This is a genomic window from Chryseobacterium sp. (genome assembly GCF_041914225.1).
In the GTDB taxonomy this organism is placed as follows: domain Bacteria; phylum Bacteroidota; class Bacteroidia; order Flavobacteriales; family Weeksellaceae; genus Chryseobacterium.
In genome coordinates, this window is record NZ_JAYSDT010000071.1 from 1 (window position 1) to 13164 (window position 13164).

13 protein-coding genes are annotated in these 13164 nt (G+C 37.1%); all 13 read right to left on the reverse strand.

The window, feature by feature from the left end:
• Positions 1-123 precede the first annotated feature (123 nt).
• Positions 124-1407, reverse strand: coding sequence for an ectonucleotide pyrophosphatase/phosphodiesterase (locus tag ACE3RB_RS18770; RefSeq protein ID WP_374465614.1), 1284 nt, complete (start codon positions 1405-1407; stop codon positions 124-126).
• Between the two features lie 100 nt (positions 1408-1507).
• On the reverse strand, positions 1508-2356 hold the full coding sequence (locus ACE3RB_RS18775) for a GNAT family N-acetyltransferase (protein ID WP_374465615.1): 849 nt from the start codon (positions 2354-2356) through the stop codon (positions 1508-1510).
• Between the two features lie 176 nt (positions 2357-2532).
• On the reverse strand, positions 2533-3279 hold the full coding sequence (locus tag ACE3RB_RS18780) for a T9SS type A sorting domain-containing protein (protein WP_374465616.1): 747 nt from the start codon (positions 3277-3279) through the stop codon (positions 2533-2535).
• Between the two features lies 1 nt (position 3280).
• On the reverse strand, positions 3281-3805 hold the full coding sequence (locus ACE3RB_RS18785) for an ankyrin repeat domain-containing protein (protein ID WP_374465617.1): 525 nt from the start codon (positions 3803-3805) through the stop codon (positions 3281-3283).
• Complete coding sequence (locus tag ACE3RB_RS18790) at positions 3802-4347, reverse strand: YceI family protein (protein WP_374465618.1); 546 nt, start codon at positions 4345-4347, stop codon at positions 3802-3804. Before ACE3RB_RS18790 ends, ACE3RB_RS18785 begins: the two co-directional genes overlap by 4 nt.
• An 11-nt stretch (positions 4348-4358) precedes the next feature.
• Positions 4359-4706 carry a cytochrome c gene (locus ACE3RB_RS18795; protein ID WP_374465619.1) on the reverse strand — a complete coding sequence of 116 codons (348 nt, stop codon included), beginning with the start codon at positions 4704-4706 and terminating at the stop codon, positions 4359-4361.
• A 1-nt stretch (position 4707) separates the two neighbouring features.
• Positions 4708-5550 (reverse strand): DUF5777 family beta-barrel protein, encoded by an 843-nt coding sequence (locus ACE3RB_RS18800; RefSeq protein WP_374465620.1) that lies wholly within the window; start codon positions 5548-5550, stop codon positions 4708-4710.
• A gap of 125 nt (positions 5551-5675) precedes the next feature.
• Complete coding sequence (locus ACE3RB_RS18805) at positions 5676-6326, reverse strand: Crp/Fnr family transcriptional regulator (RefSeq protein WP_374465621.1); 651 nt, start codon at positions 6324-6326, stop codon at positions 5676-5678.
• Positions 6327-6522: 196 nt separating this feature from the next.
• Positions 6523-8706 carry a TonB-dependent receptor gene (locus tag ACE3RB_RS18810; protein ID WP_374465622.1) on the reverse strand — a complete coding sequence of 728 codons (2184 nt, stop codon included), beginning with the start codon at positions 8704-8706 and terminating at the stop codon, positions 6523-6525.
• Positions 8707-8748: 42 nt separating this feature from the next.
• Entirely contained in the window at positions 8749-9294 is a 546-nt protein-coding gene (locus ACE3RB_RS18815; protein ID WP_374465623.1) for a hypothetical protein, read from the reverse strand.
• 15 nt (positions 9295-9309) lie between these two features.
• Positions 9310-9780 carry a hypothetical protein gene (locus tag ACE3RB_RS18820; protein WP_374465624.1) on the reverse strand — a complete coding sequence of 157 codons (471 nt, stop codon included), beginning with the start codon at positions 9778-9780 and terminating at the stop codon, positions 9310-9312.
• A gap of 3 nt (positions 9781-9783) precedes the next feature.
• A complete protein-coding gene (locus tag ACE3RB_RS18825) occupies positions 9784-12618 on the reverse strand; it encodes a T9SS type A sorting domain-containing protein (protein WP_374465625.1) in 2835 nt (944 codons plus the stop codon).
• A gap of 262 nt (positions 12619-12880) precedes the next feature.
• On the reverse strand, positions 12881-13164 hold a 284-nt coding region (locus tag ACE3RB_RS18830; RefSeq protein ID WP_374465626.1), incomplete at its 5' end, for a DUF3467 domain-containing protein.

Sequence of the window (13164 nt, forward strand, 5' to 3'; positions counted from 1 at the left end):
TTTTGTTTTTTCTTTTTTATTTAATTACTTTTTTAATTTTAATTATTATTTAAAAAACCTCCATTAGCCCCACCCCACGGCCCCCCCGAAACTCGTTTATTATTATGTTTTTAATCCTTAAGATTATTTTTTCTCTTTCAGTGTTTCTTTTAAAACTTTAAGCTTGCCATCTATAGGCTGATCAATTTTCAGTTCTAAAATTTCTGCAACCAAAGGATAAACATTGATATTGGCAAATTCTCCGATTGTCAGATTATTTTTAAATTCCGGTCCCCATGCAAAGAATGTGGCTTTCATTTCCGGAACAGTTTTAGGATTGTAACCATGTTTTCCTACCGATGTTTTCTTCCCTTTTTCCAGAAAAATCTTAGGGGCTTTCGGGACCAGTAAAATCTGTCCGATTCTGTTGTATTGATCATCTCTGGCTGCAAAATGAAGGTATCTTGGCAGTTTTTTATCCAGATATACTTCGTAATCATCAGTTTTATTGGCTTTCAGTTCCTTATACACTTTTTTCACCTCATCCGGGTTTTTAACATAAACTCTTAGCAAGGTCTGGGAATTATAAAAATCGAATCTGTTTTTATCAAAAAGAACAGCCGGAATTTCAAGAGGTGCACCACCATCTACTTTGATCATACCGTGATCTGAAACGAAAACAAAGTTGACATCTTTTAGGCCAAGTCCGTTTACTTTCTGAACAAGATCGCCAACAGCCTGATCTATCAGGTGTACTGCATTTTCAGTTTCTTTCGCATCAGGGCCATAATGATGTCCGCTTCCATCCACTTCAGGAAAATACAATGAAATAAAATGAGGTCTCTTATCCTCTGGTAATTTCAGCCAGTTTACTACTTTTTCAACTTTTTCAGAAGGTGTGAATTTCTCATGATACGGATAATAATAAGTAGGTCTCATCCCTCCTGCATCACTGGCAGATCCAACCCACATTAAAGAGGCTGATACCATTCCCTGTTTTTCAGCAAGCCCCCAAAGCGGAGTTCCTCCATACCAGCTTCCGTCTTCAGCATTTTTTTTACTGCTCATTGCATATCCTTCTTTTCTCTTGTAATCGTAGAAAAAATTATCAATCAGACCATGATGAGATGGATAAAGTCCGGTAATCAAGCTCCAGTGGTTGGGAAATGTAATGCTTGGATAGCTTGGAATCATTGCTTCGGCCTTTACACCACCATTGGCCAGCTTCAAAAGGTTTTCTGCATTATACTTCCGGGCATAGTCATACCGGAAACCGTCTGTAGATATCATAATCACATAAGGCTTTGACTGTGCTTCGGTACTGTTTTGTCTTCCTGGGATGACAACCTGGGCTGTATCAATATTTACCTGCTGTGCAAATGTCGTAAAAGAGATCAGCAGCAGTAAAAAATGGATTCCTCGCTTCATTGTTTTAAATTTTCGCAAAGTTACATTCTATACTTCTGCCTGAAAAGTTTAAAGGATTAAAAGTATATTAAAACGTTTATTTTTTTGAATCAAATTAAGATCATTCAATAGTTCTCTTCATTTCAAACTGTGACAACCAATTATTAAGTCCTACTTTTTTACTAAGGAATTTGCTGGTACCTTCCGAGGAATCATCCACATTATTCAGGGCTATGGCCTGTCCGCCATTTTTTTCTCTGATGGCATTAAAAAGCTTTGTGCCAATCCCTCGGTTTCTGTAATTTTTATCTACTGCAAACTGGTATATTTTTTTAGCTGCCGGCCCATAAGCAATATACCCAACGAGTTGATCCCCATCATAAGCGCCCAAGGTAATATAGTTTTCCGGCATCGGGTCCAGTACGAAAACAGATCCCTGCCATGAAGGCTCAATATCCCAGAAAGAACATAACAACTCCCATTGAAAGTCTCTTAAATCCTTAACAGAGACCTCATCATTTTCTTTTCCCTGCTGAATACTTCCATTAAAACAAAGTAATCTCCGCACAACCGTAAAACCCAGGTTTTCATAGGCTCTGATTGCCGGCTGATTTCCTTCAATCACCTCAAGCAATAATGTATTGGCATTTCTTTCTTTTAAAATAGGAATAATAAAATCATACATTTTTCTCACCAATCCCTTACCCCTGCTTTCCGGAATAACTCCCGTCCCGCCATTGTAAATAATCTTTTCACCATTTTCAACTTTTTCAGACTGGAGGATAAAGCCAACAAGTTTTCCATCTTCAAATGCCCCGGCAGATAAATTCATATCCAATTTTTCTGCCGCAATTTTCGAGATAAGCACCTCTTTCGTTAAGTGAAAAGGAACAACGTAATCTGAAAATGAATGATTGAATACTGATAAAAGCTCATCTGTTGTGATATCGGCTAAAGTTTTAAATTCCATTGTGCGTAAAAATTATAAAGCTAAAATTGCCTTTTTGTTAAGAATCCGGATATACACAAATATATGAATTTTAACGCAATCGCCCTGGAATTGGTATGTTGTAAAAAAATGATACCCCTGAAAGATCAGGGGCATCTGTTTTAAAAAAATATTTAGGTGTGTTTTTTCTGAAGAGATTACTCTTTAATCAGTTTTTCATAAGATGTAGTTCCATCTTTCAGCAGGATTTCAACATAATAACTTCCTGATTGTAAATCTTCAACACTGATGCTTTCGCCTTCAGGCTTTACTGATTTTACCTTTCTTCCCGTTGCCTCATAGATATCAACAGACTTTATTTTATCAAAGTTTTTGAAACTTACTGTTGCTTTAGCAGGATTTGGGTAAAGATTTACTTTTTTGCTGTTGGCTGCGATTTCGTTGGTTGATAAAGAGGCTGCTGTCATTGTTAATGTTGCGTATCCTCTTCCTACATCGTGGTATCCTAAAGAAGTACCTCCACTTTTACGTGAATAGAAGATATTAATAGTTCCTGCGGCATTAGCAATAGCAAAATCCCCCGATCCTCCGGTAAGAGATCTTGTTGCCACTATAGTTCTTGTAGATCCTGAAACAGTGTTGGAAGTTTCAGTCCAATCCTGGGCAGTGTCAGCAGTAGGAGTTGTCATTCCGATAAACGTATAATCTCTGTTAGCTGATGAGTTGTAGATAAATCCATTTGATCCCGGAGCCATCCCCACAGTTCCAAAACCGATTCCTAACATAGAATTGCTGTCACCTGTTACTGTAATCGTTACTCCGGTAGGAGTCGTATCTAATTTCACCGTCATGGAAGTTGCCGGTAAGTTTACCGTTCCTGACGAAAACTGTGCCAATGCAAAATTGGCAAGAAGTACGCTAAGCGCTAGTAGAGTTTTTTTCATATCAATTTTTTAAGAGATTAATTATTTCTTTGTTATTGGTTTGCAATGCATATTCAAAAGGTGTCATTCCCATTGAATCTTTCTTTGTTTTATCCGCTTTATATTTCAACAGCTGTTCTATCAGCTCTTTATTTCCTGATTTTACAGCCCAGAATAAAGGGGTATATCCGGTGGCGTCTGCAATATTGGGGTCTGCTTTTTTCTTAAGCAGATGTTCCACCAGATCTTTATTGTATCTAATGGCAAGGCCAGCCAGTGCAGTACCTTCACGACTTTTATAATTGACATCTTTTACATTGTCAATCAGAAAATCTGCAACGCTGACATTTCCTCTGTAACAGGCCAAAATAAGTGGTGAGAAACCATTTTCATTGACCTCATTTATAACATCCGGATTTTGTTTCATCAGTTCCTGTACTTCAGCCACTGTTCCACTTCTGGCAATATCAAAGATTGATTTTGCCTTTTCCTGGGCAGACAGGCATACCCCCAGAAAGAGTCCTAACACTAAGATTATATTTCTCATTGTTTTACCATTACATAGTTGTACTCGATGTTAACATTCTCAGCAACTTTTTTGGTAACCATTTTAGGAATAGTCACTTTATAGTCTGCAGGTTTTGCCATAAAACTACCCTGCATATAGATCTTACCATCTTTTGAGTATATTGTGGCAGCAGAGGCAACAGCTTTGTCTACCCCATGAAAGTTTAGTGTTCCCTGGACAGTATATTTCTGAGGACTAGCCGTAAGCTTTGTCTTATCAAAGTTGACAATTTTACCTTTGAAAGTTGTTTTCGGGTATTTCGCGGATTCCGCATAGCTCTCATTGAAATGTTCTTCCATTAATTTGGTTTTAAAATGGAAGTTTTTAACGGTTGAAACAGATGCCATTTCACCATTATCTGCATTCAGAATCACAATATTATTGTCATCCTGGGCAAAAATATCATCAAACAAAGGAACCGAAGCTTCAAAAGTCACTTTGCCTGTCTTAGAACTGTACTTCTGTGCTGAAGCATAACCCGCGGAAAGCAGTAATACGCTTAATAATGCTAATTTTTTCATATCAATTTTTTTTAATTTTCATTGAGTCCGTCAGCTTTCCATTTGATGAAAATATTGATCTGGGCAGCAGACAAAGATCCCCCCTGAGGCATTTTCCCTGGATCTCCGTTAGGTCGCTGAATACGGTCCAGAATTCCGTCTATATTATTTTTCACCTGATCATAGGTAACCAATGGTTTAAAGCTTCCGGCAGAATGGCAGCTGATGCAGTTGTTATCCACAATTGGTTTTACATCTGCTGTATATTTTACAGGTACTGTGATGGGTGTATTCTCAGAAATCTCTTCATAAGTTCTGCTGTCACAAGTCGCCAGTATAACTGCTGACGACAATATCAATAAGGATGTTAGCTTTCTCATATTAAAAAACTCTATAAAGATTAAACCCAAAGAAAATATGTCCCTTTCCCCATGCTCCGGTTGCATTGGTAAGATATCCGATATCAGAATTAATCTGGGAGTTTGTAAGTAAAAGCTGGAACACGTGTCCTCCGGTTTCTATATCTACCCCTAGTGATAGTGGGTTTTTATAAAAACTGTGATCGTCAAAATTCACAAAGTATTCTGCATTTACAGAAACTCTTTTTGAAACTTTATAGCGTCCTCCCAAACCTGCTAAAAACTGATTTTTGTTTTCAATATTAGGTTCGTAAAGGTTTTTATGAACAAAAGAAGGGGTAAGCTGTAAGGAAAGCTTATCATTGAATCTTCTTGAAATCAATGCCTGTGTAAGATAAGAAAGTCTGTCACTGAATTTAAGGTGTGAATAAGTATCTTTCTTCAGCTCCGTGTTGGCTGCCATTACATTATATCCCACAATATCTACCGGGAAATTTTCATTTTGTCTTACCAGCCTGTATTTTACAGCTCCTTCAAACGTTTTCATGTTTGTTTCTCTGGACAGACTGACTGAAACGGCATCTGAGATACCATAGATCACCCCAAGTTTGGTTGAAGCATGATCCAGACCGAAAAAGTCTTTGAATCCCGCACTTACATCTCCAAATCTATGGGCCACCACGATATACCATTCTTTTTTAGCAGCCAGTTTTGTTGATTGCCCGGTAGCAATCTGAAGGGCTTTGAAGGCGGGTTGTGAAGTTTCTGTATTGGTTTTAACAGTGTCGATATCTTTCAGCAGATCTTCCTGTGCAAAGGCAAGACCTGAAGAAAATACCGACAAAAATAAGAGAGTTTTTGTCATATACAATCTGAATTAAATTATGATACAACAAACTTATTGAGTTCCCAATTCAAAATCAGGTGATAAAAGTCACCAGCTGAATTGTTTTTATCAATAACAGAAATAAACTTTTCGAACAATTGAAATTAGACTGTCCTAACATTTTCATTTACAGGAACTTTTATTCCTTCTTTAGTCTGAACAATTTCTCCTTCGCTTTCAATTTTTTTCAAAACCCTGCTTACTACCTCCCTGGAAGTCCCCAGACTGCTGGCAATTTCACGGTGAGTGATCTTAATAGGATTGTTTCCGGTGGACAAAATCTGCTGTTTGATATAATTCAGAACTCTCTTATCCAACTTGTGGAAAACAGCATCATTCACCATGTTCATCACTTCGGAAAACCGGCGGTCATATTCATGGTAAAACAGTTTGTTGATCTCCGGAAATCTGATCAGCCATTCATGCATTACAGAAACGGGGATGAGAATCGCTTTGGAATCTTCTTCAGCAATAGCATATACTCTACTGATATAATCCGTCAGAATAGAAGAAAAAGTCATAAGACAGCTATCTTTCAGTTTAATATAATAGTAGATAAGCTCTCTCCCATCATTAAGAGTAAAAACTTTGATAGAACCCTTTATTAAAAAGGGAACAAATTTATTTTTCTGCCCTTCCCTTATGATTTCGGTTTTTGCTTTTATATCAATAACAACAGCATGCTTATCGAGCTCGGATAAAAAATCAGCACCAAGAAAGCCAAACTTACTTACAGCGAACGAATTATCAATCATATCTTATATTTTCTACATTTTCATAAACAAAGATATAAAAATGACATATCGTTACTATATATTTTTAAATTATTAAAGAAAATTAACAATTAATCAAATTCATTTTTATTCTTTCTTATCTAAGGGCATAAAAATACCCTGGCAAAAACCAGGGTATTTTATCATCAAAACAAACTTTATGAGTAAGCTTTTGAATTTAAAATCTGTATTTAACGTTGAATCCATAAAAGAAATAAGCTTTTCCGGGACCGGGATTAAGATCTGTCGGAACTGTGTAGTTACTTCCTTTATCCGAATCATTGATATTATTTCCTAAGAATAAAAATGTATAGTTAATCTGGTTCGTAAGATTATTGCCCATCACATACAGGTCCAGATCCAGTTTATTGAATGACTTTTTAAATCCTAATTTTGAATTAAGCAATCCAAAGCCTTTTACCAGATTTGTATTATTAAAATCCGAATAAACATTTCCAAGATAATTATAGGTATTCACAAGATAGAATCCTGGTTTGGTAAAAATATCCAATCCTACAGCGTATTTATTCCTTGGTACTCCTACTACTGTCTTATGGTCGTACACCATTAGTTTTCCTACAGTTTTCCCTGTAACAGGGTCTTGATATTTAGGATCATAGATTGAAAAATCTTTATATTTTGTATCGTAATAAGAAAGATTTACAAAAGGAACAATTCTCTCAATAAATGAGTTCTCTGTTCTGTACTGATATCCTACGCTAAACTCAAGTCCTGTATTTTTCTGACTCCCGGTATTAACCCAGTACGTTTGCCCGCTTGTATTACCTGGTAAAAGCAGCTGTGTAAGTTTATCGGAATAGTCTATTCTGAATGCTGAAATGCGGTAATCCAGTTTTGTGTTCAGTAAAAGGCCATGTACACTGAAATCCAGCATTCTTGCACGCTCAGGTTTCAGGTCATCATTTACCGTGTTGGTGGCTGTTATAAACGAAGAGGCTGCAGTAGGAGAATTATATCCTTCACTATAGCTTAGATTAAAGATCTGATGTTTCCATTCTTTCTGTAATGCAAAGTGAGGTGTATAGGCCATGTCATACTTCTTATTGAAAGACTGGTCCTTACGGCCGGCGACTAACCCTGGCAAAGCAAAGAGATCTTTCCTGTCATAGTTGGTCCTGTTACCGCTTATTCCTGCCAGTAATGTAAGTCCCCAGGGCTTATAAGTCAGATAATCGATCACAAAATAGGTAGATTGATTATTATTATACTTAAAATAAGAAGCTCCGGACATTCCTGTTGTCAGTAATGGTTGTGACGGATTACTCCCATCGAAGCGATAGCTGGAAGTTGTAGAAACAGAATTCTGTATCTCAGCCCCAAAATCCAGTCGGTTTTCAAAGTCTTTAAATTCATTTTTCAGGGTAAAAGTAGAGCGCAAACCTACATTAGGGGAACTTGTCACTCCATATGCTCCAGCTGAAACACTTTCTGTATTTCCGTTATAATAAAATAAAGTAGTATAATTTCTCAGGTTTGAGGTAAGGCTTACAGAATTACTCAATCCTACTCTTGTCGATTTTATTTTTGTGCCAGCATTTTTACTGATATAAGCGGCATTTCCGTTATCAATCCCTGCATAATAATCAGCATATGAAATCTGTCCTGAGGTATGCTCATAGGAATAAGCCTGACTTGCAAAGAAACTTAACTGATCTTTCTTGCTTAATTTGACCGTACCATTGACATTGAAAAAGTTTTTCAAACCGCCTCCGTTTGGTCTGTATCCATCTGTTTCAAGATGTCCGTAGGCAGCACTTATTGAATAGTTATCATCGGCAACATTCAGCTGTGTTCTTGACTGAAAGGTTTTGAAAGCACCAAACATTGCATTTTCTGAAACTGATGCTCCTTTTGTAAAATCCGGACGTGTATAGAAACGAACTGCTCCACCTACACCTCCTCCATACATGGTTGCAGCGGGACCTTTAATCACTTCAACGTTGGTTACGTAAGCAAAGTCCACATCGTCTAAAACGGTGATTCCTTCGGCGTTGGTTAAAGGCATATTATTCCAATAGGCTTTTACTCCCCAGTTATTAAACTTCTGATCATTCCCATATCCTCTCAGAACAAGTCTCTGTCCTCCGAAATTCGTTCGCTTATCTACCTGAAGCCCTGGCATTGTGGATAGAGTCTGGTCGATTGCTGCGGGATTATTTCTGTTAAGATCTTCTTCAGACAGGGTTTCTACAGATTGTGCATGTCTTTTGAATTCTGCGCGTTCCTGCTTAATCTTTTTTCTTCCAAGGATATTGACCTCATCAATTGATCCTTCCTGTGTCTGCTGAGCATGTGCAATAGTACAGCCTAACAAAGCTGCTATGCCTATATATTTTTTCATTATTTAAATTTATTACCATTAATACCATATTTCATTGTAGCATCAATGAATTTCCGGCGGGGGAAAAATAATGGATAAATAATGAGTATTTTCCTGTTGATTATAATGTTTGGAAATGGTTTTTAAGAAATGATTTGAAAAAAAACGGAATTCCTTTTTTTCAAAAACGGCAAAGAAGCCTGGTGTCTTAAGGATGCTTTTATTGTTACCGGGAAGATCAATCTGCAGCTTTAAGCATGTTTTTTTAAAAGCGAGTTTTTTGGAAAAGTCTAATAAAGAATTGATGATAATATCTTTTTTATCAATATAACAGAAAAAATATTTTTTCCCATTCACTGTACTGACCCGGATAATATCATAAGAAAATCCATGAAGTATAAATTCTTTTTCTTCTCTCCATTCTGCTTCTGTAAGATCTTTTTCGGTAAAACAGATTGTTTCAGATTTCCTGAAATTATTCTTTACAATACTGTATTGTGTCTTTTCATACAGTTCTCTTTTAACATGAGAAACTACAGAATACATCACATTGCTGAATAATATGATTACCGGAAAACAGAGAAAAATAAAAAGTAGTTTTTTATTCAAAGATTGAAATTGATTTTAAGGTGCAGGCTCTTCAGATGTTTCTACGGATATAAATTTTTCAAAATTTATTTTATGCAATACCTGCGACCCTTTTACGGTATATTCTATCCAATTGTCTTTTGGATTTAATTTTTGCGGAACAGGATTATCTACAGGTGATCCAGCCGGCATCTGATCAGCAGTCTTTATATCTTCATCATTTTTGTAGGGAAGATTTCCGCTTATTGTTATTGTATTTCCTGCATTCTTCTGCACAAACGGAATGGTATTTCCTTCCGCCCTAAAAGTTTTTACAGTGATCACACTGTTATTTTTCTTCTTCAGTTTAACAGTATATACCGCTCCTCTTACTCCAGCTCTTCCTCCTATCCATTCTTTCTTTTCTGCGGAGATCACGGATACTGTTTTATCCTGAGATAAGGAGGATACCGGCATCCCGCAGGAAGCCAGTATCCAAAATAATATTATATATAATTGATTATTCATTTCCTAATCATCATCACCGCCGGTACGTCCTAATACCAGGAAGTTACCGCTATATACGATTTCACCTTTAGCCTCAGCTTTCAAAATATAATTTCCAGGTACGAGCTTTTGTCCAAACTCTTCATCAGACTTTACATTTTTCTTACTGTATACTAATCTTCCCGAGCCATCCACTATGCTTATATCCACACTGCTGTATTTAGCAGTATCAAATCTCAAATGAGAAATTCCTTTTGAAGGATTCGGATATATAATGTTCATGTCTTTCTTAGATTTGGTTTCAGCTGTAGACAAAGCAGGTACTGTATTCTGGGTTGTCCATGCTCCTCGCCCATATGTAGAAACCAAAACTGTTTTGGTAACAGGTCTGTAATCTAAGTTGGTAATCCTTACATTTCCTATATTCCCTGTTACTGAAGCCCATTCCGGAGTTGTTGACAGGAAATTAGTTGTTCCCCAGACTCCCATTTCGGTTCCTAACAGCACTTCATTCGGATTATCCGGGTTTCTGAGTACGGTTCTTACCGGCATATCAGGAAGGTTTCCTTCTTTGTTCTGCCAGGTTGTCCCTCCATCTGTAGAATAAAACACACTGGTAAGGTTATAATTGGAGAAGGTTACAATAATTTCATTCTCGTTGGCACCAAATTCTATATCAGAAACAGTCCCTGTTACCGGTGATGTTAATAATGTCGCTGCATATGCTGTGGTGTTGGCATTTGTTACTTTAAAAATCCTTCCCAGATTGGTTCCTACGAAAAGTGTTGTGGAAGCAGTTGTATATGGGGATACTTTCATCCATGAAATCTGCTCGTTTGTTTGTGCAGTTCCCACTGTAACCACATTATTGGTAAAAGATGTTGCTGTTGCAGAAAGTCCGCTTGTTCTGAAAAGTGTCAGCCCGGAACGGTAAGAATAGAAAACATCATTGGTTCTGTCTAAAGCAATTTCGTTGACAAAATGCCCCATGTTTCTGTTGGCACTGGTAGAAATAAGGTAGTATGAGTTGTTAGTCAGTAAATAGTGGCTATTGTAAACATAACTTGCAATTTCATAATTATCCTGATCATCATACTCGGTATACATTCCGTCTCCCCCTGTAGCAGATTGAGAGGTAAGGAAATTATTTGCCTGTGGTACTCCATACAGCCACCAGGAACCATTATCCTGTGCTCCAGCCAGTAACTCCTCATTAGCCGGTGTTTTTATCGGGTTCAGCATGGCAGAGTAAAACTGAGTGACATTATATCTAGTATTTCTGGAGGCAAACCCACCTGCAACGCCGATATTAGCTTTATTGGCGGCATAATAGATTCCTCCGTCATTTCCAAACATCATTTGTCCTGTTGCATAATTATTATAAGGATTGAATACAATTTCGTGCTGGTCTGCATGCACCTGTGAAACCTGCAGGGCGGCCATATTGTTATTATTGGACCACTTGGAGATCTGTGTCCAGCTTGTTCCTCCATTGGTAGATTTATACAAATCGATACCTCCTATATACAGTGTATTATCATCCAGAGGATCTGCCGCAATGATCAGGTCATAAAAAGACTGTCCCCTTGTAAAGTCATTGGCAGGAATACTTGTATCAGCAGCAGTAGGCAATGCCAAAACTGGTGCTGCATCATTAGTTGCCTGCCAGGTTGTTCCTCCATCTGTAGATTTGGCAATTCTGATAGGTTCTGAAGAAGATGCTCCCTGCATGAATGCATATATTTTATTGGCATCTGTTCTGGAAAGTGTAAAATTAACTCTTGAGCCACTACTTCCTACGTTATACACCTGATTAAATGTATTACCATCAGCAGATTTAAAAATTCGTCCTCCGGAATCTATATTTGAGAATCTGGAAGATCTGGTAGAAACCCATACTGCATTATCTGCCCCTATTTCTATCTGTTGTATAGAATATCCTGTTGTACTGGTTACACCAGTAGTTGTGTTAAGAGCTAATAAGCTGTTATTTTTTGTAAATGTTGCTCCTCCGTCTGTAGATTTGTACAATCCAGCCTGGCTTAATCCCTGCCATCCGTCGTTAAATGAAATTCCTACATAAGAGCCGCTTACTCCGGCATATACTTCAGAAACTCCATTATTATTTCTTACTTTGATATCATTAATATAAAAGTTACCATTTCTTACTCCGGATGAAGAATAAGTAACCGGAATGGTGAAAATCTGGGTCCATGTTGTACCACCATCAGTAGATTTCCATATTCCCGATCCTACCGCATCAGCAGTTGGAGCTTCCCCTGTTCCTACATAGAAAATCTGTGGGTTGTTTGGATCGTAAGTAATACTTGAAACGGAAGTATTTGCCCAGAATGTACTTAATGGCTGCCATTCATTAGCAGCTACAGAAGGATCCTGATTTACCCAAAGTCCTCCGGAAACACTTCCTGCAAAAACCCGTTTACCTGTAAGATCATTTGGGTCGTACATGATTGCCCTTGTTCTCCCTCCTACGCTATACGGTCCTCTTTCAATCCATGGCTCATTCACTATTTTACCTGTAGCAGAGGCATTGTTGGAAATAAAAGACATAGGCTGTGAAGGTTGATATTTACCTGTTAAGATATCTTCGTTTACCTTTGCCAGTCCTTCAAAGTTTGTTCTGCCTGTTACAGGATCCATTGTTCTTTTATAATCTTCCTCATTGTATAAATTAGGAGGTATTCCTGCCGCTTTTGCAATTTTATGAGCCTTTTTAAGGTTTTTGTCATATTTAGCATAAAGTTCCTGCAGGTGTTTTTGATTGTCCTTAAGTGTATTTTGCTTTTGTGCATACACATTCATGCAGAGTAAGACCGCTGCAATAGGGTAAATTTTCATTCCATTCAATTTTTTACAAATTTAACAAAGAAAAATCAATTATTTAACCAATTTAAATTAATTATCAATAATTTACAGCAAAAATTAACATTAATACATTAAATTGAATTATTTGTATTTTTTTAATATATTTTTAAAATAAAATTGCGAAAAATAAAAAAAAAGAAAAAAATAAACTGATTAGTGAATTATATACAAAAGCAGGTAATAAAAAATGCCCCGGTAAAAACCAGGGCATTCTTTATTTATTGTAAAAGAAATCTTACGCTTGAACGTTGTTACCTCCTAATACGAAAGGCTCAACTTCTTTGATTTCTCCGAACTGCTGCTCGTAGTTAGCGATGTTCTGTTGAAGAGCGTTTAATACTCTTTTAGCATGAAGTGGAGCAAGAATTACTCTTGATCTTACTTTAGCCTGCTGAACACCCGGCATCAACTGAATAAAGTCTACTACAAATTCAGATGGAGAGTGGTTTACTAAAGCCAGGTTAGCATAGATACCAGCAGCTACCATTTCGTTTAATTCGATGTTGATGTTTCCGTCTT